The 24267-nt window shown below is 64.3% G+C and carries 21 protein-coding genes; 14 read left to right on the top strand and 7 right to left on the bottom strand.

Annotated elements, in window-relative coordinates; all coding sequences use genetic code 11:
* The first annotated feature begins 97 nt into the window (after window positions 1-97).
* Window positions 98-1843: a phospho-sugar mutase gene (locus JMY29_RS06565; RefSeq protein ID WP_079581057.1), complete on the top strand. Its 1746-nt coding sequence runs from the start codon at window positions 98-100 to the stop codon at window positions 1841-1843.
* Between the two features lie 4 nt (window positions 1844-1847).
* Here JMY29_RS06565 and nirD read toward each other — a convergent pair whose 3' ends face one another.
* The gene (gene nirD, locus JMY29_RS06560; protein ID WP_189075866.1) at window positions 1848-2228 is read right to left on the bottom strand and encodes a nitrite reductase small subunit NirD; all 381 of its coding nucleotides are present in this window, start codon (window positions 2226-2228) and stop codon (window positions 1848-1850) included.
* A gap of 281 nt (window positions 2229-2509) precedes the next feature.
* Here nirD and nirB point away from each other — a divergent pair, with 281 nt between their 5' ends.
* Genes nirB through JMY29_RS06545 form a run of 3 tightly spaced genes read left to right on the top strand, consistent with a single transcriptional unit; the run spans window position 2510 to window position 7339 of the window.
* Window positions 2510-5122: a nitrite reductase large subunit NirB gene (nirB, locus tag JMY29_RS06555; protein ID WP_055974963.1), complete on the top strand. Its 2613-nt coding sequence runs from the start codon at window positions 2510-2512 to the stop codon at window positions 5120-5122.
* A 12-nt stretch (window positions 5123-5134) separates the two neighbouring features.
* Window positions 5135-6169: a uroporphyrinogen-III C-methyltransferase gene (gene cobA / locus JMY29_RS06550; RefSeq protein ID WP_189075867.1), complete on the top strand. Its 1035-nt coding sequence runs from the start codon at window positions 5135-5137 to the stop codon at window positions 6167-6169.
* A 12-nt stretch (window positions 6170-6181) separates the two neighbouring features.
* A complete protein-coding gene (locus JMY29_RS06545) occupies window positions 6182-7339 on the top strand; it encodes a uroporphyrinogen-III synthase (protein WP_055974960.1) in 1158 nt (385 codons plus the stop codon).
* Between the two features lie 13 nt (window positions 7340-7352).
* Here JMY29_RS06545 and JMY29_RS06540 read toward each other — a convergent pair whose 3' ends face one another.
* The 3 genes from JMY29_RS06540 to JMY29_RS06530 form a co-directional block, all read right to left on the bottom strand.
* Window positions 7353-8651 carry a Y-family DNA polymerase gene (locus JMY29_RS06540; RefSeq protein WP_020608514.1) on the bottom strand — a complete coding sequence of 433 codons (1299 nt, stop codon included), beginning with the start codon at window positions 8649-8651 and terminating at the stop codon, window positions 7353-7355.
* Window positions 8652-8808: 157 nt separating this feature from the next.
* Entirely contained in the window at window positions 8809-9477 is a 669-nt protein-coding gene (locus JMY29_RS06535) for a hypothetical protein (protein WP_189075868.1), read from the bottom strand.
* Window positions 9478-9669: 192 nt separating this feature from the next.
* The gene (locus JMY29_RS06530; RefSeq protein ID WP_189075869.1) at window positions 9670-11136 is read right to left on the bottom strand and encodes a sugar porter family MFS transporter; all 1467 of its coding nucleotides are present in this window, start codon (window positions 11134-11136) and stop codon (window positions 9670-9672) included.
* A 137-nt stretch (window positions 11137-11273) separates the two neighbouring features.
* On the opposite strand from JMY29_RS06530, the gene JMY29_RS06525 reads away from it, so the two are divergent.
* The gene (locus JMY29_RS06525; RefSeq protein ID WP_018777372.1) at window positions 11274-12290 is read left to right on the top strand and encodes a LacI family DNA-binding transcriptional regulator; all 1017 of its coding nucleotides are present in this window, start codon (window positions 11274-11276) and stop codon (window positions 12288-12290) included.
* Here the strand turns inward: JMY29_RS06525 and JMY29_RS06520 are convergent.
* The gene (locus tag JMY29_RS06520; RefSeq protein WP_018777371.1) at window positions 12281-12712 is read right to left on the bottom strand and encodes a LexA family protein; all 432 of its coding nucleotides are present in this window, start codon (window positions 12710-12712) and stop codon (window positions 12281-12283) included. The genes JMY29_RS06525 and JMY29_RS06520 overlap by 10 nt on opposite strands.
* Window positions 12713-12799: 87 nt before the next feature.
* Here JMY29_RS06520 and JMY29_RS06515 point away from each other — a divergent pair, with 87 nt between their 5' ends.
* Window positions 12800-13240: a hypothetical protein gene (locus tag JMY29_RS06515; RefSeq protein WP_039240372.1), complete on the top strand. Its 441-nt coding sequence runs from the start codon at window positions 12800-12802 to the stop codon at window positions 13238-13240.
* Between the two features lie 17 nt (window positions 13241-13257).
* Here the strand turns inward: JMY29_RS06515 and JMY29_RS06510 are convergent, their stop codons facing one another.
* Both JMY29_RS06510 and JMY29_RS06505 read right to left on the bottom strand, forming a co-directional pair.
* Complete coding sequence (locus JMY29_RS06510; RefSeq protein WP_189075870.1) at window positions 13258-13851, bottom strand: dihydrofolate reductase family protein; 594 nt, start codon at window positions 13849-13851, stop codon at window positions 13258-13260.
* 48 nt (window positions 13852-13899) lie between these two features.
* On the bottom strand, window positions 13900-14676 hold the full coding sequence (locus JMY29_RS06505) for an SDR family oxidoreductase (protein ID WP_189075871.1): 777 nt from the start codon (window positions 14674-14676) through the stop codon (window positions 13900-13902).
* A gap of 85 nt (window positions 14677-14761) precedes the next feature.
* On the opposite strand from JMY29_RS06505, the gene JMY29_RS06500 reads away from it, so the two are divergent.
* The 8 genes from JMY29_RS06500 (at window position 14762) to JMY29_RS06465 (ending at window position 24215) form a co-directional block, all read left to right on the top strand.
* Complete coding sequence (locus JMY29_RS06500; RefSeq protein ID WP_039240369.1) at window positions 14762-15193, top strand: hypothetical protein; 432 nt, start codon at window positions 14762-14764, stop codon at window positions 15191-15193.
* 151 nt (window positions 15194-15344) lie between these two features.
* The gene (locus JMY29_RS06495; protein ID WP_209783724.1) at window positions 15345-18020 is read left to right on the top strand and encodes a GMC oxidoreductase; all 2676 of its coding nucleotides are present in this window, start codon (window positions 15345-15347) and stop codon (window positions 18018-18020) included.
* Window positions 18017-19960, top strand: coding sequence for a hypothetical protein (locus JMY29_RS06490; RefSeq protein ID WP_189075872.1), 1944 nt, complete (start codon window positions 18017-18019; stop codon window positions 19958-19960). Before JMY29_RS06495 ends, JMY29_RS06490 begins: the two co-directional genes overlap by 4 nt.
* The gene (locus JMY29_RS06485) at window positions 19957-21012 is read left to right on the top strand and encodes an alpha/beta fold hydrolase (protein ID WP_189075873.1); all 1056 of its coding nucleotides are present in this window, start codon (window positions 19957-19959) and stop codon (window positions 21010-21012) included. The genes JMY29_RS06490 and JMY29_RS06485 overlap by 4 nt, the downstream gene beginning before the upstream one ends.
* Complete coding sequence (locus tag JMY29_RS06480) at window positions 21009-21986, top strand: acetoacetate decarboxylase family protein (protein ID WP_189075874.1); 978 nt, start codon at window positions 21009-21011, stop codon at window positions 21984-21986. The genes JMY29_RS06485 and JMY29_RS06480 overlap by 4 nt, the downstream gene beginning before the upstream one ends.
* Window positions 21983-22465 carry a hypothetical protein gene (locus JMY29_RS06475; protein WP_018777362.1) on the top strand — a complete coding sequence of 161 codons (483 nt, stop codon included), beginning with the start codon at window positions 21983-21985 and terminating at the stop codon, window positions 22463-22465. The genes JMY29_RS06480 and JMY29_RS06475 overlap by 4 nt, the downstream gene beginning before the upstream one ends.
* The gene (locus tag JMY29_RS06470; protein ID WP_189075875.1) at window positions 22462-22875 is read left to right on the top strand and encodes a hypothetical protein; all 414 of its coding nucleotides are present in this window, start codon (window positions 22462-22464) and stop codon (window positions 22873-22875) included. Before JMY29_RS06475 ends, JMY29_RS06470 begins: the two co-directional genes overlap by 4 nt.
* A complete protein-coding gene (locus JMY29_RS06465; protein ID WP_189075876.1) occupies window positions 22872-24215 on the top strand; it encodes a patatin-like phospholipase family protein in 1344 nt (447 codons plus the stop codon). The genes JMY29_RS06470 and JMY29_RS06465 overlap by 4 nt, the downstream gene beginning before the upstream one ends.
* Window positions 24216-24267 lie beyond the last annotated feature (52 nt).

Raw genomic sequence — 24267 nt, 5'->3', positions numbered from 1 at the left:
AACGCGGGGTCGGATATGGCCCATTACGACCCTGTTTATGGGCCATACCCGACCCCGCGTTGCCCTTGCTGTGCGCAATGAGGATAGTTTTGACCCTATGACATCCAGCGATGCCGCATTTGAACAGCTGATCACCGACGCCCGCCACTGGGCTTCCCAAGACCCGGACCCGACGACGACGGCGGCGCTCCTGGAGCTCGCCGACCTCGCCGGCGCGGGCGATGCGGGAGCTGCACAGGAACTGGGCGACAGCTTCAACGGCACCCTCCAGTTCGGCACGGCAGGCCTCCGCGCAGCCCTCGGTCCAGGTCCGAACCGCATGAACCGCGTGGTCGTCCGCCGGGCAGCAGCGGGCCTGGCGGCCTTCCTCACCGAAACCGTCGCCGCGGCGGCCCCGGGAACCCGGCCACGCGCCGTCGTCGGTTTCGACGCCCGCCACAACTCGGACATCTTCGCGGAAGAAACGGCCGCCATATTCACTGCCGCGGGAATCGAAACGTTCCTTATGCCGGCCGCGCTTCCGACGCCGTTGCTCGCCTACGCGGTCAGGAACCTCGACTGCGACGGCGGCGTGATGGTCACTGCCAGCCACAACCCGCCGCAGGACAACGGCTACAAGGTCTACTTGGGCCGCCATGCGGTGTCCGAGAGCGGCCGAGGCGCCCAGATCGTCGCACCGTACGACGCCAAAATTGCGGCGAAGATCGAGGCCGTCGGTGCCTTGGAGTCCATCGAGTTGGCCGATTCCGGCTGGTCAGTACTGCCGACGTCCATCGCCTCGGACTACGAATCCGCAATGGCCGGGCTGGTCGACCGTGAACACTTCCCGGCGCGGGAGCTGAAGATTGTCCTGACTCCGATGCACGGGGTGGGCGGCGGGACGGCCGTCTCCGTCCTGAATGCGGCAGGGTTCAGCGACGTCACCCTGGTGGCCGAGCAGGCCGAACCGGACCCCGACTTCCCCACCGTCGCTTTTCCGAACCCGGAAGAACCCGGGGCGTTGGACCTGGCGCTCGCTGCGGCGGCTGCGGCCGGCGCCGACATCGTGCTGGCCAATGATCCCGACGCCGACCGCGCCGCCGTCGCTGCCTTGGACCCCGCGACCAATGCCTGGCGCATGCTGCGTGGCGATGAAGTCGGAGCCCTCCTGGGAGCGCACATTGTGGCGCGTTTGGCCGCTGCCGCACCCGACGAGCCGCACGCCGGCGTATTCGCCAACTCGATCGTTTCTTCACGGCTGCTCTCGCGGATTGCAGCCGCCGCAGGCTACGCCCACGAAGAAACACTGACGGGTTTCAAGTGGATTTCCCGTGTGCCGGGCCTCACCTACGGTTACGAGGAAGCCCTGGGCTACTGTGTGGCACCGGAGCTGGTCAGGGACAAGGACGGCATTTCAGCCGCTGTGCTGATCGCCGAGCTGGCGGCAGCCGCCAAAGCTGAAGGCAGAACGATCTTCGACACCCTGGATGACCTGTACCTCGTGCACGGCCTTCACGCGAGCGATCAATTGAGCATCCGGGTTGCTGACCTGGGACTTCTCGACGCCATGATGAACCGGCTCCGGGTCAACCCGCCGGAAGCGTTCGGAGGGTCCACGGTGGAGGTTTCCGTTGACCTGGCCGAAGGCAGCGACAACCTTCCTCCGACGGATGGGCTGCTGTACATCACTCGCGACCAGAGCCGTGTCATCATCCGGCCCAGCGGCACCGAACCGAAGCTCAAGTGCTACCTCGAAGTGATCCGCCCCGTGGAATCCGCGGCGGAACTCGCGGAAGCACGCCAAGCCGCGCGGACCGCCCTGGACGATGTCCTCAGGGATGTCCGCGAAGCACTGGGACAGTAACTTCCTAGAGCCCGACCTCAACGAAGCCGTCCACCAAGCGTGTAGTGAACGCGTCAAGGCGGAGCTCGGGATTGGTGAAGCACTCCCCCGTTTCAAGGTCGTAAACCTCTTTGTGAAGCGGCGAGGCGATGGTGGGCCGGCTTCCGCGGGACCCGATGATGCCGCGCGCCATGACGTTGGCGAGTGTCGCCGGGTCCTGCTGGGCTACGGCGAAGACTTCCGAAGGCCCGGTGCGGAACAGGGCAACCTGCCGGCCTTCGATCAGTGCTGCTTCTCCCCAGGCGGGCTCAAGCTCGTCCAGCGGGCACACACGGTGCCAGGTGGCGGCTGCGGCCGGGCCTCCGGCACTGTCAAGAGTCTCGGCACGGTCCAGAATTACGGTCATTTCAGCCCCTCTCACTGTGTCCGGGTGCTGGCATATTCGGTCATCACTCCCCGGACCGGGCCACGCTTGCGGCCACTCCTCCACGCTAGGACCGGGGTGTTTCAGCCGGGGTGCTCGTTTGTGTCCGGCGGGTAAAAGACACCTCACACGAGCTGAAACGCGTTCGTGATGCAGAAGTTAAGACCACGAAACAAAAGGGAAACTGAAGCGAAACTGCCCGTCCCTAGGCTGGGATCACAAGTTGCGGAGATCCGTCTGCAACATCTGCGAAAGGCCCACCAGTGACCGGACACACTTCAAGCACAGTGACTCCACGCCGCGTCGTCGTTATCGGCGGCGGACCTGCTGCCCACCGTTTCACCGACGCCATGGTCAATCGCGGTCTTGAAGGCTGGCAGCTCACGGTACTGACCGAGGAGGCACACCTCCCCTACGACCGCGTTGCATTGAGCAAGGCCCTCACCGAAACCGACGTCGACCTCACCTTGGGCGACGCCTCCATGTGGGACCACCAGGCGGTGGAGTTGAAGACCGGCGAGCGCGCGGTCAGGATTGATCCCGTTGCCCGGAACGTGGTGACCGCGGCGGGCAACGTTTACGGATATGACCATTTGGTGGTCGCTACGGGTTCCGATGCCGCCCGGCTCCCCATTCCCGGGTCCGAGCACACCCACGTTTACCGCACGCTTGAGGACGTTTGGTCCATCAACAAGGCCATCGAGGAATTGACCGCGAAACTCGGCCGGAAGGTCAACGCGGTAACCATCGGCGGCGGCCTCCTGGGACTCGAATCGGCTGCCGGCACGGAGCAACTCGGGGCGACGCCTGTGGTCATCAACGGCTCGCCGTGGCTGATGAACACCCAATTGGACGAAGGCGCCGGCCAGGCTTTGGGCCGCTTGATCGCGGCCAAGGGGTTCGAAGTGCACGGCGGTGTCTTCCCCTCCGAAGTGAAAACGGACGACGACGGCCAGGTCACCGGAGTCCTGATGGCTGACGGACGCACCATCGACGCCGACCTCGTGATTGTGGCCATCGGTGTCAGGCCCCGCGACGAACTGTTCCGCGCAGCCGAAGGCGAAGAGCAGCTGTTCAGCCTGGGCCAGCGCGGCGGCGTGGTCATCAACGATTTCTGCGCCACCGAAGTGGAGGGCATCTGGGCCATCGGCGAAGTGGCCAACTTCGAGGGCATGTGCCTGGGCCTCGTGGCTCCCGCCAACACCATGGCCGAGATCGTGGCGGACCGGCTGCACGGCGGTGAGGCGACATTCCCCGGTTTTGACACTGCCACCAAGCTGAAGTTGTCCGGTGTGGACGTTGCCAGCTTCGGCGATGCCTTCGCCAGGACCGAACACGCACTTGAAATCGTCTACGCCGACCCCGCCCGCGGCGTTTACCAGAAGATCGTTACTACCGACGACGCAAAGACCCTCCTGGGTGGCATCTTCGTGGGCGACGCTTCGCCCTACATGAGCCTTCGCCCGCTCCTGGGCCGCGAGCTGTCCGCCGAACCGGGTGCCTACCTGAGCGCCGCCGGTGGTGGCGAGGCTCCGGAGACCGAACTTCCCGATGACGCGATCCTGTGCTCGTGCAACAACGTGGCCGCCGGAACCATCCGTGACACCATCAACGGCTGCGGCGCCTGTGAAGGCAACGCCCCGGTGCAGGAACTCAGCGAACTCAAGGGCTGCACCCGTGCCGGAACCCAGTGCGGTTCCTGCGTTCCGATGCTGAAGAAGCTCCTGGAAGGCGAACTCACCAAGTCCGGCATCGAGGTCTCCAAGGCCCTCTGCGAGCACATCAGCCTTTCCCGTCAGGAACTCTTCGATGCCATCCGTGTCCTGGAGCTCACGTCCTTCGAAGACATCATGGCCAAGTACGGCACTGGTGCCGGTTGCGACATCTGCAAGCCGACCATCGCTTCCATCCTGGCCAGCCAGCACTCCGCCTACGTCCTGGACGCCGGGCGTGGTTCCCTGCAGGACACCAACGACCGCGCCCTTGCGAACATGCAGAAGGACGGCACCTACTCCGTGGTTCCCCGCATCGCCGGCGGCGAGATTACGCCCAAGGGGCTAGGTGTCATCGCTGCGGTGGCTGAGAAGTACAACCTGTACACCAAGATCACCGGCGGCCAGCGCATCGATATGTTCGGTGCCCGCCTTGAGCAACTGCCGGATATCTGGAAGGAACTGGTGGACGCCGGCTTCGAATCCGGCCAGGCTTACGGCAAGAGCCTGCGCACGGTGAAGTCCTGTGTTGGATCCACGTGGTGCCGCTTCGGTGTCCAGGATTCCGTGGCCATGGCCATCGCACTGGAACTGCGCTACCGGGGCCTGCGCAGCCCGCACAAGCTCAAGATGGGTGTTTCCGGTTGCGCCCGCGAGTGCGCCGAAGCCCGGGGCAAGGACGTCGGCGTGATCGCCACCGCGGACGGCTGGAACCTTTACGTTGGCGGCAACGGCGGTGCCACTCCGGCGCACGCCAAACTGCTTGCCAAGGACCTGGACGACGAAACGCTGCTGAAGTACATCGACCGTTACCTGATGTACTACATCCGGACGGCCGACCGCCTGCAGCGCACTGCCCGCTGGCAGGAAGAACTCGACGGCGACATCAAGCACGTCGAGGACGTGGTGGTCCACGACTCCCTGGGCATTGCCGCTGAGCTCGAGGCCGCCATGGCCAAGCACATCGACACCTACGAGGACGAGTGGGCCGAGACGTTGAAGGATCCGGAGCGCCTCCGCCGTTTCCGTTCCTTCGTCAACGCCCCCAACCAAAAGGACGAGTCCATCTCCTTCGTTCCGGAGCGCGGCCAGATCCGCCCTGCCACGAACGAAGAAAAGGGCGGCGTGCTCATCGCCTCCACCATCCCGGTCCGCAGCGAATAACAAGGGGTCCCCATGCAGCTCACCATTGACCTGACCGACCGTGATGTCCTGGTCGCAGGATCCGACAAAACCGTCCGCCAGGCCGTCCGCCGCTATCGGAGCGCCGGAGCCAACGTCTACCGGCTGAGCACGCCCGACGGCGCACCGGCCGACGGCCAGCTCCCCGAGCGTCCGTTCCTGGTGGCGGTAGTGGACGACGGCGACGACGGCTGGGGTGCGCTGGTGGACCGGTGCCGTGAGGCCGGCATCCCTGTTGCGTTCGAGCCGCAGCCGGGCGCCGAAGGCCACGTGACATTGGTGGGCGGAGGTCCCGGAAGCCTTGAGCTGCTTACCGTGGGCGCTGTCGATGCTTTGCGGGATGCCGACGTCGTCTTCTTCGACCGTCTGGCCCCCTACCAGGAGCTGGCGGGCCTGACCTCCGCGGACCTCGTGGATGTGGGAAAGCAGCCCGGCCTACACAAGGTGACGCAGCGCGACATTGAGAAGCTCATGGTGGAAGCGGCGCTGCTGGGCAAGAACGTGGTCAGGCTCAAGGGCGGTGACCCCTACGTCTTCGGTCGGGGCGCGGAAGAGGTAGCCGCTTGTGTTGCGGCCGGTGTTCCGGTCCGGGTGATTTCCGGCGTCACCAGCGCCATCTCCGTGCCTGCTGCCGCGGGCATCCCGGTGACGCACCGCGAAGTGAGCCACATGTTCACGGTAGTGTCAGGGCACGCGCCCCTGACGGAAAAGGAGCACACCCACCTTGCCGGACTCGGCGGGACGATCATTGTCCTCATGGGCATCGGTACTCTCCCCCAGTTGGCCGCCGGACTGCGTCGGGCAGGGATGGATCGTGAAATGCCGATGGCTGTGGTGGAACGTGGGTATCGGCCGGGCCAACGCACCACAATTGCCGACCTCGGTAGTATCGAAACAGCAGCGACCGGCTGCAGCAACCCTGCCGTGCTGGTGATCGGCGAGGTGGTCCGGGTGGCCGAGGCCAACCGGAATCACGCCGAAGCATCCGCTGAACTGAGCCGACTCGCGGCTTCGCTTCTTGAAGCCTGAAGGTAAGAACACATGACTGTTGCACGTGCCATCGAAAGCCTGGACCCCAATGCCGCTCCGGACACTTCCGAGGCGCCCGAGGCGCCCTTGGACGGATTCCGCATCGGCGTCACCTCGCACCGCCGTTCCCGTGACCTCATCGAGGCCCTGGAGAGGCGCGGCGCCAGTGTCCTGCACGCCCCTGCCCTGAAGATCGCCCCGGTCCAGGAGGACATGATCCTCGTAGAGGACACCCGGACCATCATCGAAGCGAAGCCGGATATTTGCATCGCCACCACCGCCTACGGCATGCGCCGCTGGTGCGAGGCGGCCGATTCTTTTGGCATCGGCGAGCAGCTCCTGGAGACCTTGTCCGCCTGCCGCATGTTCGTCAGGGGGCCCAAGGCCCGCGGTGCAGTCCGCGCGGCCGGGCTTGCCGACGTCGGAATCAGCAGCGACGAAACCACCGCAACCTTGGTGGACATGCTGCTGGTGGAGGGAGTTCGCGGCAAGACCGTGGCTGTGCAGTTGCACGGGTACACGGACGTTCGCCAGCTCGAGCGGCTCCGCATGTCCGGCGCGACCGTGCTGACGGTAACTCCCTACCGGTGGGTGAAGCCCGATGGTGAGGACAAGTTGCCGCGCCTGATCGAGGCCGTGGTCAATGGGAACCTGGACGTCCTGACCTTCACCAGCGCCCCGGCAGTGGACGCCATGTGGAGCACGGCGCATGAGATGGGCCTCTACCGACAGCTCATTGAAGCGCTCAAGGGCCCGGTGACGGTCGCCGCGGTCGGGCCGGTGACTGCCCAGCCCCTGGTCGACGCCGGGCTGACGCCCCTGATCCCCGACCGTTACCGCATGGGTGCGCTTATTCGGCTTGTGACCGAGCACTTGTCCTTGAACCATGTCCGCCGCCTGGAGACGAAGAGTGCCACCATCGAGCTGCGCGGACGGTGCCTGCGGATCAACGGCGAAGTGGTGGAGCTGGCCCCCGCTCCCCTCCTGCTGTTGCGGGCGTTGCTCGGCGCGGGCGGCGCGGTCTTGTCGCGTGAGGCGCTCTCTGACCTGTTGGATCTGCGCGGTTCCGTGCACGCCTTGGACATGACGGTCAGCCGGCTTCGGTCCGCGCTCCCGGACGGCAAGCTCGTGGAAACAGTGGTCAAACGCGGATATCGGCTGCGGGCCTAGGGTTGCGGCCCTGCTACGCCGCTTTCACCAAGGGCAGTTCATCCCAGTTGGTGGTGTAGCGGGGGCTGAGCATATCCCTCTTCATTGACCAGTCCGGGCCGCCCTTGATGCCGGCATGCCCCAATCCGATGGAGCCGCGGCCATAGCGTTTGCTGACCTCCTCCAGCAAGCTTCCGATACCCCGTTCCTCGTGGCGGTTCTCGAAGATCTCCAAGGGCTTCTGGTTGCCGCTGGGACGGAGGTCGGTGACCATGATTCCGGCCTTGGCGTACCTGACGCCCTCCTGGATTTTGGGGACCAGGGCGTGCGCAGCCTTGGTGAGCAGCACGGGATCGGCGGTGGGCATGGGCAGCTTGACGTTCACAGCAGGAAACGATTTGTCGTTCGGGTTGTACACCGACGTTGCTGCGAACGCCGTCAGCAGCTTGGCTTGGAGGTCGTGCTTGGCCAGCCTGGCGCTGGCCATCTGCCCGTAGACGCTGAGCACCTGCCGCAGCTGGGCCGCCGTCGTAATCGGCGTCGAGAACGAACGCGAGAAGATCAGCTGGTCCCGTCCGATCCTTTCCTCTTCCATGGGGATGCACGGCGTTCCCTGCAGTTCCAGGACGGTGCGCATCATGACGATGGAGAACTTGTCCCGGAGGGCCACGGGATCTGCCCGAACCAGGTCCAGGATTGAAAAGATGCCCATCGCATTCAGCCGCTTGGTGAGCCTGGTAGCCACGCCCCAGATCTCGATGACGGACAGCCGGGCCATGAGCGCTTCGCGCCGGGCTTCAGGAACCGAATCCCAACGGCACACGCCGTTGAAAGCCGGATTGTGTTTGGCCCATTTGTTGGCCAGCTTGGCAAGCGTTTTGGTGCGGGCGATTCCGACGCACACCGGAACTCCAACGTTCCTGCGGCAAGCATCCTTGATGGTTCGCCCCAGCTGCAGCAACTCCTCTGGCCGGCCCTTGACGCCCAGGAACGCTTCGTCGATCGAATAGACCTCTTGCCACGCCGAGTAGCGCCGCAATAGCTCCATGACGCGCGAGCTAATGTCTCCGTATAGTTCGTAGTTGCTGGACAGCGCAATGAGCCCCCATTCCTTGGCCCGTGGAGCCAGCTTGAACCATGGGTCGCCCAGCCCGATGCCAAGCTGCTTCGCCTCCGGCGACCTCGTCACGGCGCAACCGTCATTGTTGGAGAGCACGATCAGGGGTTTGCCCTCCAACGCGGGATTGAAGGCCCGTTCTGCTGAGGCATAGAAACAATTGATGTCCACGTGGGCGATCTCCTGCATCGTGTGCATAAGGGCCGGCCTGGACATGCTCCTCCTCGATTGGTCACTAACATGCGCGACCTCGGAAAATAGGAGGACACGCCGCTGATTCGAAGATATGTTCGAATAAGTCAACTGTACCGCCACCCACCGACAACGAAACTTCTTTGAGCAATTGAGCCCGCTTCAGGAGGAAAGGGCTTGGCTAATCACCCATGCGCGGCACCACGATGCCATCGGCTCCGCAGTGGAGCACGAGATCGCTGCTTCCGTCCGTCAGTATGCAGTCATTGGGGTCGAAGACCTCTGTGGCGGACAGCCACGGGACAGTTCGTTGCCAGAGTCCCCACGATTTTTGTGAGTAAACGGAATAGGTTTGTGGATCGAAACCTGATTGTTCGACGACGACACTGTCTCCGCTGCTTGCCGTCACTTGGGCGTATGTTGCCGCCGCGGCGGCTAGCCCCATGCCGGCAGCATATATAGACCACGGCAGAGCCGCCGTGGCACTGGCCAGAACTGCAAGAACGGCAGTCAGCCGACGGATCCGGCCGCGTGGAATCCGCGCGACCAGCGCCGGTACCAGCAGAACCAGCGCTGCCAAGGCGGCAGCCCCGCTCAGAAGGTGACAACAGAGAATGAGCGTCCACCCCGGCATGACGAAGTAGACCAGAACCTCAGGCCATGAATCACTGACCCACGCTGCGGAAGCTTGGGCTGCTACTCCCAGCAGCACCGAGACGAGGGCCAACACGATGCCCCACTTGAGGCGCCGCCGCGCTGCGGTAGATCGCGCCGAATCCGTTTCCGCGGAAACCTCCGTCCCCACTCGAGAAGCGCCCAACCGGGTCGCCGTTACATCGTCGCCTGGCAACCGTTTCCTTACACCGTCATCCAACCACGCTTTTGACGTCATCGTGGAGCTTTGGCCAGCGGAGCCAACGAGGAGCCGGGGCTGTTTGCGCAGGCCTTATTGCGCACGTTACGAAACATCCCGCCCTCCGGACTGCGGAAAAGTCCGAAGAGCGGGATATTTCGCGCTATGAGATTCACACCATGAGCCCGGCTACGGGCGGGCGGCGGCGTCCTTCTTGTGCACCAGATAGATGGCCCCGGTAGTGACGTCCTCTTCAAGCGCTTCCAGGGTGCGCCCACGGGTCTCAGGGACCTGGGTGTAGATGAAGATGAGGGCCGCGATGCCCACGCCGCCGAACAGGAAAAAGGTTCCGGTGATCCCCACGCCGGCCACCAGGGTCGGGAAGAACAGGCCCAGCAGCGCGTTGGCGATCCACAGGCAGAATACCGACAGGCCGATGGCGAAACCACGGACGTGAAGCGGGAAGATCTCCGACAGCATGACCCAGACGGCGATATTCAGGAACGTCTGCATCGAGCCGACGAACGCCACCACCAGGAACAGGATCACGAATGGACGGGCCTCGTTTCCTACGGGAAGGAGGACGGAGGCGATGCCGATCAGGAAGTGGCATGCCGTGGTCAAGGTGAAGCCCAGGAGCAGGGTGGTGCGGCGGTTGACGCGCTGCATCAACGTCAGGGCAATGACGCCTCCGACCACCGCGATCACGCCGGGAGCGATGTTGGCGATGAGGGCTGCGTTGGAGTCGAATCCAGCCTCGACCAGCACCGACTGACCGTAGTACATGATCGAGTTGATGCCGGTCAGCTGCTGGGCCACACCCAAGCCGATGCCGACCAGGATGATGCGAAGGATCCACTTGTCTTTGAGCGCGCCCCACGACGTCGCCTTCGACGCCCGCCCTTCGTCGGCGAGGTGCTTGACGTCGGCCATTTCGGCCTCTGCGCGTTCCACTGACCGGATCGTCTTGAGGACAACGAGGGCTTCTTCCCAACGGCCCTTGGATATCAGCCAGCGCGGCGATTCGGGCATCCGGAGCATGCCGAAGAACAACGCGATGGCAGGCAGTGCGGCAACGGCGAGCATGAGGCGCCATACTCCCCCGAACTCTCCCCAGACGTTACCGATGATGGCATTGACGACAAACGCCGCCAGCTGGCCGATAACGATCATGAGCTCATTCCGGCCGGCCAGCGAGCCCCGGATCTCGTAGGGCGCCAGTTCGGCAAGGAAGACAGGCACCACGGTGGACGCTCCGCCGACGGCAAGGCCGAGAACAACGCGTCCGAGCACCATCACTTCAAAGTTGGGCGCGAAGACGCAGGCGATGGTGCCGGCCAGGAACAGCACCGCGAGCAGGAGGATGGACTTGCGGCGGCCCCACGAATCGGACAGGCGGCCACCTCCCACGGCTCCGGCTGCCGCACCGAACAACAGGGAGCTGGTCACGATCCCTTCCGTCAGGGGCGTCAGGCCGAGATCGGCCGTCATGGGCCTCAGGGCACCGTTGATGACACCAGTGTCATAGCCGAACAGCAGTCCGCCGAAGGTTGCAACCAGGGCTACGAGGCCAAGGCGCTTTCTGTGCGGGCCGTTGGTCAGCGGAGGAAGGGCGGCCGCTTGGGCGCCTTCCCGCTGCATTTGCGTTGCAGACATCAGGACTCCTTTGTCAGTGTGTTGCGGGTCATACTCATCCGCTCTGAGTACAGACTAACGCGCGAAAGGCTTAAATGTAAGGTCAAACTAACAAACACCCGAATTAACCCTTTCTGTGACGTGGGAAGATGGAGGACATGGCCCCCGACCGCCCACTCCGCCCAGCTACGCAAAGTGATGTCGCCCGGGAAGTAGGCGTTTCCCGAACATTGGTGTCTTTCGCCTTCCGGGGCGCTCCTGGAGTCAGCGCCGAAACCAAAGAAGCCATTTTCGAAGCCGCCCGGCGTCTCGGATACCGACCCAACGCCGTAGCCGCCGACCTGGCACGCAAGCACCGCTCCGCCGTCGGGCTTTACCTGATGGATATCCGCAACGAGGTCTATGCCGACATTCTCAGCGGCGTCCGCGTGGCCCTCCCGCAGGACGGCAACCGGCTCATCCTGAGCGTATCCCGCTCGGTTGATGGTGTTGACCGGGGCGCGCTGGAGTCGCTCATAGAGGCTCGGGCCGGAATCATCATCGCCGCCACGCTCTTGGATCCGGACGAACGCGTGCAGGAACTGGCGCAGATCGTGCCGCTGGTCAGCGTCACACGGCCGGTACCGGGCGTGGACAGCGTCTATTCGGATGACGTCGTCGGGGCCAGGGCCGCGACTGAACATCTCCTCACCCTCGGGCACCGGCGCATCGCCCATCTGGCGGGTCCCGTGTACGACGGACACACCGTCCGCAGGCGGAGCTACCAACAAGCCATGCGCGACGCCGGGCTGAAGCCCCAAACGCTGGCGGCCGAGGACTTCACGCAGGAAGCCGGGGAACGCGCCACCATGCTCCTCCTCAAACAACCCGAGCGCCCGACGGCGATTTTCACGCACAACGACCAACTGGCCCTGGGCGCCCGCGAAGCCGCCTATTCCCTGGGCTTGTCCATCCCGCAGGACCTGTCGCTGGTGGGCTATGACAATTCGCGGATCGCCAAGCTTCACGGCATTGACCTCACGACAGTGGACCTCCATGCCGCAGTGTTGGGCCAAAGGGCGGGCGCGATAGCGCTGGAACGGCTCGGAAACCCGGAGGGCCCCATCGCCGACGAAAGGCTCACGCCTGAGCTGGTGGTCCGCAACTCAACAGCACCGCCGCCCCTTCAGACGTGATGCAGGCACGTGGTTGCGACGCCCCAAATAGTCAACTCCGACAAGGCAGCCACCCTGATGTCCGGGAATGCAGGGTTGTCCGCCTGCAGCACCACGCCCGTCGGGGTGATGCGCAAGCGTTTGATGGTCAGCTCACCATCCAGGACAGCCACGACGACGGACCCATCCTTGGGTTCCAGCGCCCGGTTGACGATCAGCTCGTCTCCGTCGCTGATGCCGGCGGCCTCCATCGATTGGCCGGTCACCCGGACGACGAACGTGCTGGTGACGTCTTTGATCAGGTGCTCGTTCAGGTCGATGCGGCCATCGAAGTAGTCCTGCGCCGGCGAGGGATACCCCGCAGCCACGGACACGGGAGCCAACAGCACCGACATCAAGGACAAGCCCGCATCTATCACGCGGGGGCCGACTATCACGCCCACAACACACCTTTATTCGAATATATGTTCGATAACTGAGTGTACAGCGAACTGCGGACATTCACGTCGTGGATGAATTAGTCTAATGAAATGATTATTTGGCGTGGTTGGGGAATTTTGGTCCTCGTCGTGTTCGGTATTTGCGGTGGTTTGGCGGGCGGCTTGTCGCACGGCAATCCGATCGCAGTAGGTGTGGGCTTCCTGGCCGGTGCAGCCGGGATCTGGTATCTCGGAAACTGGTTCAACCGCACCAGGCCCACAGCGGGCTACGAGGCAGCGGTCAACGCCAGAAGCCAGGAATTGTCCAGAATGGTAGAGGTCGGCGCCTACCAGCACCCCGGCCTTCCCGCTCCTCAATCCTTCGAGGAGGCACGTGCCCTCGCGGATGAGCAACTGAAATACGAGGCCGAGTCCGCCCGGCGCGGGTACTTCAACCGGCACAGCCTCTTCTTCCTGCCCATGCAGTACTGGGCGTTTGTGGCGGCCTTCGCCGGCGTTGCGATGATCATCAGCGGCCTGGTCCGGGGCTGATCCAAGAAGGGACGGGTTCAGCCCACCTTGTACCGCAGATGCGAGACCAGGCTGGTACCACGGACCTGAAGGGGTTCAAGCTTCAGCTCGCCTACACCGTCCAGCAAACGCTCACCTGCGCCCAGGACGATCGGCGCGATATGGAGCCGCAACTCGTCAATGAGGCCAGCGGACAGGAATTGTCTGGCGGTTGAGGCTCCACCGGCGATGGCAACGTTCTTCCCGCCCGCAGCTTCCTTGGCGCGCGAGAGCACTGAGCCGACGTCGTCATTGACGAAATGGAAAGTGGTGCCGCCCTCCATCACCATGGGTTTGTGCGGGTGCGAGCTGAGAACGAACACCGGCGCGTGATACGGGGGTTCTTCGCCCCACCAGCCGCGCCACTGCTCCGGCCACAAGTGCTCGCCCGGTCCAGCGAACATGTTCCGGCCCATGATGTAGGCGCCGGCTTCGAGGATCCCGGCGACCTCGGCGGCGTTGGTATCCCGTTCCTTGAACTGCCAACGGTGCAGCTTCTCTCCCCCTTCGCCGAGCGGTTGTTCCATACTCTGGTTCGGTCCGGCAACAAAGCCATCAAGGGACACAGTGAGGTCACACGTAACGAGGGTCATGCGCCCATCCTGCCATCGGCGCACCGGGGCCACCAGAGCACGCCGGCCTCAGGAGACGTTGAATCCGCCATTGCTGTGCAGGACCTGGCCGTTGATCCAGGAACCCGCGTCCGAGAACAGGAACCGCACCAGGTTCGCGGTGTCCGTGGGTGTACCCAGGCGTCCGGTCGGGGTCGCCCGGGTCGTCCAGCCGCGTACGTCGTCGTCCATCCAGCCGGTGTCAATCGGCCCGGGATTGATCACGTTGGCCCGCACCCCTTTGTCCCCGAGTTCGACGGCGGCCGCCGTTACGATCCGGTCCAGGGCACCCTTGCTCGCACCATATGGCAGGTTATGGACGGTGTGGTCGCTGGTCAACGCCACGATCCTGCCGGCCACTTCGCCGGGAGGTACGGCGGGCAGCTGCTCTGCAAACGCCTTGATGAGCAGCCATGGGGCCCTGGCATTGACGGCAAAATGGCGGTCCCAGCTTTCCACCGAAGTAGTGAGGATACTGCTGTCCACAGATTCGCAGTGCGAGACCACCAGCCCGGTCACGGGGCCCAGTTTCCGTCCCGCTGCAACGAGTGCCGCCGGTACACCAGGGTCGCTGAGGTCCCCGGATACGAGTTCGACGGCGACACCCTCCGCGCGGCACCCGGCGGCTATGGCGGCGGCATCGCCAGGTGACGATTCGAGGCCAAGCCGGTCGTCGTAGGACTTCCAGTGGTTCAGGACAAGGGACCAGCCGTCGGCTGCCAGGCCCCTGGCCAGTGCTGCCCCGATGGAGCGGCGCCTGCCTACGCCTGTGACAACGGCAACCTTGGTTTCTTTTTCCAACGTCATCCCTTGACCCTATGCCGCGGCCCCGGCGGGTTCTACGCTGGACCTCTTAGCACCCACGAATCAGCACCGCGGAAAGAAGGCGGCCATGGCACGGAAACCAGGACCCACGCTTGAGCAACTGAACATCCTCGTGGGTTCGTGGGAGACCACCATCCCCAGTGCCGGAACACAGGGACGGACCACTTTTGAATGGCTGGAAGGTGGCGGCTTCCTCATCCAGCGTTCCACCGTGGCAAGGCCCGAATACCCCAACGCAGTCAGCGTCATCGGTGCAACGGGCTCGGACCGGGCATTCCAACAGCACTACTTCGACTCACGCGGCGTTGCCCGCATCTACGACATGACGCTCAGGGACAATGTCTGGACGCTTTTCAGGGACGGACCGGACTGGCCGCAGCGCTTTGTTGGCCACATCAGCCCGGACGGCAACACCATCACCGCCCGCCTGGAGCGCGGCACCTATCCCGGAGGCCCACTGGAGCACGACTTCGACATGGTTTACTCGCGGATTCATTGAACCCTGTGCACCAACAGCATTACTCCACCTCATTTACAGATCCCTTGCCCGGTGGGAACATAAGGCCCATAGTCCGCGGAGGCAACGCCCGGCCACGCCCGGCATCCTCTGCCGCTGCCATGTAGTCAGCTCTCCTCTGAGAGGAACGGCCATGGGTCGTCTGGGGACCGGGAACAGTGGGGATGCGGGTCCCGAACCCGCTGATGATCCCCGACGCCACAGCCTGGACCGCATCGAAAAGGTGGACGCGGTGGTTGTCGGATCGGGGTTCGGCGGCTCGGTGGCAGCCCTGCGGCTCGCCGAAGCCGGACAGTCCGTGGTGCTCATGGAACGCGGCAAACCGTACCCGCCCGGAAGTTTCGCCCGTACGCCGTCGGAGATGGGCAAGAACTTCTGGGACCCAGACCGTGGGCTGTACGGCCTCTTCGACGCCTGGACCTTCCGCGGGACAGAGGGGCTGGTATCCAGCGGACTCGGCGGCGGCTCCCTCATCTACGCCAACGTGCTCTTGCGCAAGGACGAGAAGTGGTTCGTCAACGAATCCCCCATCCCGGGCGGCGGCTACGAGAATTGGCCGTTTACCCGGGCCGACCTCGATCCCTACTACGACGCCGCCGAAGCCATGCTTCAACCCGTTCCCTATCCCTACCAGGACACCGCCAAGACCGTGGCCATGGAAAAGACGGCAGCAAACCTGGGATTGTCCATCACCCGGCCACCCATTGCGGTCACCTTCGCCGCGGAACCAGGAGCAGCACCCCGGACCAACCAGGCGCTCCCGCTGCCCCACTACGGCAGCATCCACGGCCCCAACACCGTGCGGACCACCTGCACGCTCAGCGGCGAATGCGACATCGGCTGCAACGCCGGCGCCAAGAACACCCTCGACCACAACTACCTCTCGGCGGCTGCCTTCAAAGGCGCCGATATCCGTACCTTCCACGACGTCCGCGGCATCCGGCCCCTGGACCGGGACGGCGGCGGCTACGAACTCCGCTACGTCATCCACGAACCGGATAGTGGGGGCGGGCTGCTCACCGAACGCATCATCCATTGCCGCCGGCTCATCCTGGGAGCGGGCACCTTCGGCACCAACTTCCTCCTGCTTCGCAACCACGGCTCCCTGCCCGCGCTCAGCGACGCCCTGGGCACCCGCTTCAGCGGCAACGGTGACCTCCTGACGTTCATCATGGATGCCAAGACACCCGCAAGCAACGGCTCGCGGCCAGGAGTCAGGGCACTCTCCGGGAGCAAGGGGCCGGTGATCACCACGGCGGTCAGGGTCCCGGATGGGAACGACGACGGCGGCGACGGCCGCGGCTACTACGTGGAGGACGCCGGGTACCCGGCCTTCATGAACTGGCTCATCGAGACGGCCCAGCTGAAGACCGCTGTAAAACGCACGGCGAAGGTGGCGGGTCAGTTGTTCAAGGACCGACTGTTCGACGCCGGCCGCTCCAACGTCTCGGCAGACCTCGCCGCCGCGCTGGGAGACGGGCGCCTGTCATCCAGTTCCGTCCCCTTGCTCGGCATGGGGCGCGACATACCCGACGGCGTCATGACACTGCGCGACGGACGCCTCGCCATCGCCTGGACCATGGCGACGTCCACCGCGTATTTCGACCGTGTCCGCCGAACGATGTCGGATATTGCCAAGGACCTCGACGGCAACTTCATCGACAACCCGCTCTGGTGGGCCAAACGCGTCATCACCGTCCACCCCATTGGAGGAGCCCCCGCCGGGCGGCACCCGGGCGAGGCAGTGTGCGACTCCTACGGTGAAGTTTTCGGCTACCCCGGGCTGTTCGTAGTGGATGGCGCCGCAATGCCCGGACCGGTAGGCGCCAACCCCTCGCTGACCATCGCCGCCTTCGCTGAGCGCACGTGCGCCCACATCGTCGAGACCAGTGATAAAGCCCGCCACAGGGGCATCAGCCCCAGCGATGCGGTGACCGTTCAGCAGGAGGCGGCGGGCGCCGTCGTCGACGTCGGAAGTGTGGCTCCGCGCGCTTTGGCCCCCGACGCCACCAAGGGCAAGTCCGCGCTCCCGGAACGGCCTGCGAGCGCCGTTGCCCCGGGCACAGCGCAGCGTCCGGAGGGGCCCGGCACCCGTGGCCTGGCAATGCCCGGGAGCTCAAGGAAGGAAGCGACCTCCGTTCGGTTCACCGAGCAGATGCATGGGTGGTTCAGTCCAGGAGTCAGTGATCCGGAGAAGGGGCGCAGCCTGGGCAGGGACCGGTCCCGGCGGATCATGTTCGAGCTCACGATTACTGCCGAAGACATCGATCAGTTCGCTGCGGATCCTGAGCATCCGGCCAAGGCCGAAGGGTATGTGCTGGCTGATTATTTCGGCGGCCGGATGCCGGTGGAACGTGGATGGTTCAACCTGTTCGTCGCGGACGCCTCCGACGACGGCGGGCCGGCCAGGCGCATGCTGTACAGGTTGTGGCTGCGCGACCCCGGCGGTACGCCGTTCACGTTCACGGGTCACAAGCTCATCCACAATGAAGCGGGATTCGATCTCTGGCCGGACACGACCACTCTCTACGCAACGATCGCCCGGGGCCATGTCCCGCCACCTGAAAGGGACGCGCCACCTGAGGTCCCTGCTGAACCCCCAAGGGTGCAACAGGAGGGCACCGTGGGCGCCGGCATCCTCTACATCCGGCCTTTGGACTTCGCCCGGCAACTGACCACCTTCCGGGCCGAGGGCGCTGAGCCGGCCGCTGGACTGCTGACGTTCGGGAAGCTGTTCGGGGGCGAACTCTGGCAGGTTTACGGGCGAACACCCCGACGCATATCCTTTCCATTCACGCCGAAGCAATGAAGATCCGGGAGCTCGCGCAACACCACGCCGTCCTGGGTTTCACTCCACGGACCGCGGTCCGCTGGCTCTCGCCCATGTCGCTGGCGCGTACCGCCCTGAAGGTCATGGCCGCCACCGTCTTCGCCGATTTTGGCGACAAACGAGAGTTGGAGGGCAGCTTCCCGGACGATCCGCTGAGCCTGGACAAGCTGCCCGACGCTGGCCAGCCTGCGCAACCGGTGGTCAGCGAGCGCGGCCTGCCGGATCCCGCTGGCCCGGATCCAGGCAGCCCGGATCAACCCGCCGAACTGTGGCTCGACTTCGCGGCGGACCTCGGCGACGGATTCGATGCCACGTACACGGTTGCCTCCCTGCTGGCCCAGGATGCCCTCAGCGTCGGGGGTCTGGTCCTCCCGAGGGGCCACGTCCTGGTCCTGGGCGGCGACGAGGTCTACCCCGTGGCGTCCCCGGCCGGATATAAGGACCGGATGGTCGGGCCGTACAGGATGGCGTTGCCACGAAACCAGGCGCCATCTCCCGGCATGCCACCGAACCGGGCGCCGATCATGCTGGCCCTCCCCGGAAACCACGATTGGTACGACGGCCTGACCTCCTTCATCCGGGTATTCACGCGGCAACGAAGCATCGGCGGATGGCGGACCATCCAGACCCGCAGCTACTTCGGCCTGCGGCTCACCGGACAACCACCACGGCCCGGCCATCACGGCGTTCCGGGCTGGTGGCTGCTGGGCCTGGACAGCCAACTGGGCCAATACATCGACGAACCACAACTGGAATACTTCTACCGCAGCGTCACGTCCCAGCTGCAGCCTGGAGACGCGATCATCCTCTGCGTAGCCGCCCCCTTCTGGGTCAAAGGAACCACTGAATTCCAGCAAGTGAGCTTCTTTGAGCAGGACTATCTGCGCCGCCGCTTCAATCCGGCCACGCAGCTGTTCGAGGACACAGGGGCCAACGTCCGGCTCTGGCTCACCGGGGACCTCCACCACTACTCCCGCTATGAACAGGACACTTCCGGCGCCGATGCAGGGAAGACACAGCTCATCACGTGCGGGCTGGGTGGGGCGTACCTGTCGGACGCCCACTGGCTGCCGGACGAACTCCTCCTGCCTGCACACGCCGTCCCGGGAGACCCGTTCAGTGTGCCCGCCGCCGGGAGCCACCCGGCAGCGGGACGCCGTTTCACCAGAAGCTCCACCATCTATCCTGACCAGTCCGACTCACACCTCCTGGGACCACGCCTGGCCAACCCCTTGTCCCCTTCATGGCTACCGGTGCGCAACCCGGGCTTCGGATTGTCCATTGGCCTGCTCCATGTGGTTGCCGCACTCACGGCATGGACGGTGTTCAGTGCTTTCCGCGGTGAATCGTTCGTGGACGGGCTCCACGGGCTCACGCACGGAAACACCGTTCTCCTTCTTGCCGTGCTGGTCCTTGTCGTCCCCGTGCTGCTGGGCGTGACCACCCTGGCGGCCCGGACCTTCCGTATCGCCAGTTCCGGCGTTGTCGTCTTCGCCCGGGGAGCGCTCTTCCAACTCGCGGCTCTCGCGGTGAGTGCCGGCGTCGTCATCCTTGTTCCGTGGCCCGGCAATTGGCCGGACGTGGTGGTGGTGCTCCTGGCGCTGGCATTGGTCCACGTTGGCGGGTGGGTGCTGGGCAGCGAAGCCTTCGCACTGTACATCCTGGCTACCCCAAGCGGGGAGGTGTCCACCTGGAAAATGTCAGGGCAATCCATCGAGGACCACAAAGGCTTCCTCCGCCTCCACCTGGACTCGGACGGCTCATTGACCGTCTACCCCCTGGCCGTGGACACCATCTGCCGCGACTGGCAGCTGACCGGAAACGACGACGGCGCGCGGCTGCTTCCCGAGGCCGGCCTTCCTGCCGTCCGGCTGCTTGAACAGCCCATCACCATCGCACAGGAGGGACCCGCATCATGATCATCACCCGTGCCGGACACCGGACCGAGGTCATCCCGTTCCGTGCCCGGGACAACGCTCCGCTCAGCCTGGTCCACGTGACTTCGCCGGCGGAAACCACCAAAGGGCCGGTGCTGCTGGTCCACGGATCCGGCGTCAGGGCAGAACTGTTCAGGCCACCGGTCAGGACCACCATTGTCGATGTACTCCTCGAGGACGGCTGGGACGTGTGGATGCTGAACTGGAGGGCCTCCATCGACCTCGACCCCCTGTCCTGGACGCTCGCCGACGCCGCCGTGTACGACCACCCTGCCGCCGTCGAACACGTCCTCAACGCGACCGGAGCCGAAACGATGAAGGCCGTCATCCACTGCCAAGGCTCGACGTCGTTCACCATGTCCGCCGTCGCCGGGCTGCTGCCCCAGGTGGACACGATCGTCTCCAATGCCGTCTCGCTCCATCCGGTAGTGCCACCTTTCTCCCGCCTCAAGATCGACTACCTCACGCCGGTGGTGAAAGTCTTCACCCCGTATCTCTCGCCCGCTTGGGGATACAAATCCCAGGGCTACTTCACCCGGGCCATCCGCGGCCTGGTCAAAGCGACCCACCACGAGTGCGACAACACCGTCTGCAAAATGGTCAGCTTTACCTACGGCAGCGGACGCCCGGCCCTCTGGTCCCACGAAAACCTCGACGACGCCACCCACCAGTGGCTCAGCGGCGAGTTCGCAGAGGTGCCCGTGACCTTCTTCGAAGAGATGGGCCGAAGCATCAAGGCCGGGCATATGGTGGCTGCCGGCAACCACGCCGAACTCCCCGACAACCTTGTGGCGGAAGCCCCGCAAACGGATGCCCGGTTCGCCTTCATAGCCGGTCTGGACAACCGCTGCTTCCTTCCCGAAAGCCAGCAACGTACCTACAACTTCTTCCAGCACCACCGTCCCGGCAAAGATTCGCTCCATCTCATCCCCGGATATGGCCACCTTGATGTCTTCTTTGGCCACCATGCCTGGCGGGACACATTCCCCGTCATCCTCCAGGAGCTGAACGGAACCAAGGAGCCGAACACATGAAAACCCTCACCCAACTGGTCACTCCCCTGCTCAAGCTCATGCCCTCACCGGTTCCCCGCAGACAGGAACGCCTTCGCGGCCAGCATGCTTTCGCCGACGGAATCAAATATGTGATGCCGGTCAATTCCGATGACTCACCAGTGCTGATGGCAGCCTTTCCCATCAACAAACGCGCGGCCGCAGCGGTTCTTCCCGGGACTGAAATGCGCCCCTTCAGCCTGGGCGGCAAAGGGCTGCTGGTAGTCACAGTGGTCAACTACAAATCCACGGACATCGGCAAGTACATCGAATACTCCCTGGCCATTGCCATCACCCATGGCAGCCGGCCGGCGCCGCCCATCCTGCCGTTGCTGTTCCAGAGGACGTTCAAGCTGGGCCAGTTCGTGGTGGACCTGCCAGTCAGCACGGAAGTTTCGGTCAAGGGCGGCAAGGGAATCTGGGGCATGCCCAAGCACCAGGCCAACCTCGACTTCGTCGTCACAGACTCAACCGTCTCAGCGCTCTACGAGAAAGACGGGAAGCTGGGCTGCTACATCGAAATAGAGCGGCCCGCCGCACCAAGTCCACTGGCGCTGCCCCTGAAACTCGCCGCATCCAACTACTGCGTCTTCCGGAACATGCTGTGGAAGTCCGATATCTACTTCGAAGCCATCGGAGACATCGCCCTGGGAGCACAAGCCAAGGCGCGCCTCATTCTCGGCGACGTTCCCGGCGTCGAACCCTTAAAGGAACTGCAAGTGGAGACCAAACCCGTCTTCACAGCCTGGCTGCCCCAGGCCCACGGCATCCTGGACGACCACTACGAAGCCTGGTTCCTCACCGCCCCCACCCCATTGGAAGCAGCGGCCCTTCCAGGGGGCGACATGCTGGACAGCGTCACGGACCTCGGCCAAAGCCAGGAATGGCTCGCGCCCCCGGACCGCAGCAGGGTACCGGGCGCCGTTTCCAACCCTCATGCCGGCGGCACACCGTGAACTGGCTCCTCCTGATCAACGCCCTCTACTTTCTCTTCGGCGCCACCATGTATGTCGGCACCATGTGGGTTCTCAAGTTCTTCCTCTACCCCACCTGGCACTCGCTGGCACGGGACAACGTGGACATGCATTTCGGCATCCCCACCCGCGCCGCCACGAAGTTCTTTACCGTCGTGGTGCCTGTCATGTTCATCTCCGGAGGCATCCTGGTGTGGTCCGAATGGGGAACCATCCGCGTCGTCTTCGCCATCATCTGCCTGGCAGGAATCATTGCACTGACAGTTGTCGGGCAAGGCCTCATCATCCCCATCAACGTGAGGATCCGCGGCGGCGACTTCGCAGATGACACCGAACTCCGGTCCCTGCTCAAACGGTGGATGATGCTCAACGACATCCGTTTCTACGTCTCCACCCTGACCTGGGCCTCGATGGTGTGGCTGCTCGTTGACCGTGGCCGGCTGCTGGAGTCCTTCACATGACTGATCCCCTCCGTGCCGTTCTCGCGGTCATTGCCGCCATCACCGTCCTCACCGGCGCCACGCAATTGCCCTTCGGCGGTCCAATCCTTCAATTGCTGGGCTCCGAGGACACTGCTACGACCCGCCAACTGTTCGGGACAGTGGGCATGTTCATGGTGGTGGTGGGCGGGCTGCTCCTCCACACACTCCTCAGCGGCGCCCCCTCACCCGACGTAGTCCTTTGGTCAGGACTGCAGAAGGCCGGAGCCTTCAGCGCGGTGGGCATCGGGGTGCTGAACGGGGTATTTTCTCCCCTTGCACTCTGGGTCGCGTTCTTTGACCTCGCGACGGCGGGACTCCTGTTCGTCTACTGGCGCAGGATCCGCTTCGCTGCAGCCAGCCCTGGGCTGGCCGGAGGAAGAACACCGTGAAGCGCTCCCTGGTCCTTGCCGGCGGAGGGATGCGGGTGGCGTGGCAGGCAGGCGTGGTCAAGGCGCTCGCCGAGGAGGGTTTGGAATTCCAGCACATCGATGGCACCTCCGGCGGCATCCTCACGGCCGGAATGATGCTCTCCGGAATTCCCGCCGAGGAAATGTGCCGCCGCTGGTCCGGCGTGGACGTCAAAGACTTCAGCTCCGCCCTGCCCTTTGCTGATTACGTCAAAGGGCCGTGGTCCCTCCCCGCGCTGGGAGACGCCGACGGCATCCTGGGCAAGATCTTCCCGGCCCTCGGCATCAACGCAAAAAGCATCCGTGACCGCGCGGCCGGACCGGACGCTGTCGAAGGCTCCTTCAACGTAGTGGAGTTCACTTCGAAACAATGCCACGCCATCGATGCCGCTCACATTGACGCCGAACTGATGGCGGCCGGAATGTCGTTGCCCATCTTCCTCAAGCCGCTGCGCCGGGACGGGAAAATCTGGACGGACGCCGTATGGGTCAGGGATGCCAACATTGGCGAAGCCTTGCGGCGGGGGGCCGAGGAAATCTGGTTGATCTGGTGCATCGGCAACTCGCCGTACTGGGGGGACGGGCCGCTGGAACAGTACGTTCACATGATCGAGATGAGTGCCATGGGTGCCCTCCTGGCCGACTTCGAAGCTGCCGCCGCAGCGGGGCGCGAGTTTGTGCTGCATGTGATCCGGCCCGAGCACCCGTTGCCGCTGGATCCGGAGTTTTACCTGGGCCGGATCGACGCCGACACACTGATCGGCATGGGGTACCGCGACGCCAGGGCATATATGCGGACGATGTCGCCGACCGGACTCGCCAAAGACCCCCTCTGCACGGCGATGACCGAGCCGTCGCCTGGTGTCCGTTTCATCGATGTCCTGCACGGCGAACTGGACGGTCAACCGCTGACATTCCGGGCCGCCGTCGTGACGCCCTCCGAGCCCGGAGAAGGACTGGCGCAGCTCAGCGGACACCTTGACTACCCGCCGTGGGGGCGCGTCTTCCTTGCCGGCGGTCATGTGGAGACCGTGGGGGATGACATGGCCTATCGCTTTCGTTTGCGGCTGAACGGTGGGTGGCGGGATGCGGCCGTCATCCGGACCCTGCACGACGATCCCGGAGCAGATGCGTGGTCAGACAGCCGGAACGCCCGGCTCCACCTGGGCGAACAGGTGGTGGATCTCACTATGAGCCTGATCGATACGGCCGGCCTCCTGGCTTCTGTTGAACCCGTGGGCGTACACGGCCTGGCCGGGCGGGCACAAGCAATAGCCCGCTTCACAGCCAACGGATTCCGGGAGCTGTTGCGCCGATACTAACCGCGTCCCGGCTTCAATGTGATGCACGTTATTACCGGCGGGTAAACGGCAC

The organism is Paenarthrobacter nicotinovorans (genome assembly GCF_021919345.1).
Classification (GTDB): Bacteria; Actinomycetota; Actinomycetes; order Actinomycetales; family Micrococcaceae; genus Arthrobacter; species Arthrobacter nicotinovorans.
Note: the sequence above shows the minus strand (reverse complement) of the source record. Positions and strands in the feature narration are given on the sequence as shown.

Coding starts and splice junctions, on each gene's coding strand:
- JMY29_RS06565 (WP_079581057.1), top strand. CDS start 98: ATGACATCCAGCGATGCCGCATTTGAACAGCTGATCACCGACGCCCGC.
- nirD (WP_189075866.1), bottom strand. CDS start 2,228: ATGACCGTAATTCTGGACCGTGCCGAGACTCTTGACAGTGCCGGAGGC.
- cobA (WP_189075867.1), top strand. CDS start 5,135: ATGCAGCTCACCATTGACCTGACCGACCGTGATGTCCTGGTCGCAGGA.
- JMY29_RS06545 (WP_055974960.1), top strand. CDS start 6,182: ATGACTGTTGCACGTGCCATCGAAAGCCTGGACCCCAATGCCGCTCCG.
- JMY29_RS06540 (WP_020608514.1), bottom strand. CDS start 8,651: ATGTCCAGGCCGGCCCTTATGCACACGATGCAGGAGATCGCCCACGTG.
- JMY29_RS06530 (WP_189075869.1), bottom strand. CDS start 11,136: ATGTCTGCAACGCAAATGCAGCGGGAAGGCGCCCAAGCGGCCGCCCTT.
- JMY29_RS06525 (WP_018777372.1), top strand. CDS start 11,274: ATGGCCCCCGACCGCCCACTCCGCCCAGCTACGCAAAGTGATGTCGCC.
- JMY29_RS06515 (WP_039240372.1), top strand. CDS start 12,800: ATGATTATTTGGCGTGGTTGGGGAATTTTGGTCCTCGTCGTGTTCGGT.
- JMY29_RS06510 (WP_189075870.1), bottom strand. CDS start 13,851: ATGACCCTCGTTACGTGTGACCTCACTGTGTCCCTTGATGGCTTTGTT.
- JMY29_RS06505 (WP_189075871.1), bottom strand. CDS start 14,676: ATGACGTTGGAAAAAGAAACCAAGGTTGCCGTTGTCACAGGCGTAGGC.
- JMY29_RS06500 (WP_039240369.1), top strand. CDS start 14,762: ATGGCACGGAAACCAGGACCCACGCTTGAGCAACTGAACATCCTCGTG.
- JMY29_RS06495 (WP_209783724.1), top strand. CDS start 15,345: ATGGGTCGTCTGGGGACCGGGAACAGTGGGGATGCGGGTCCCGAACCC.
- JMY29_RS06490 (WP_189075872.1), top strand. CDS start 18,017: ATGAAGATCCGGGAGCTCGCGCAACACCACGCCGTCCTGGGTTTCACT.
- JMY29_RS06485 (WP_189075873.1), top strand. CDS start 19,957: ATGATCATCACCCGTGCCGGACACCGGACCGAGGTCATCCCGTTCCGT.
- JMY29_RS06480 (WP_189075874.1), top strand. CDS start 21,009: ATGAAAACCCTCACCCAACTGGTCACTCCCCTGCTCAAGCTCATGCCC.
- JMY29_RS06470 (WP_189075875.1), top strand. CDS start 22,462: ATGACTGATCCCCTCCGTGCCGTTCTCGCGGTCATTGCCGCCATCACC.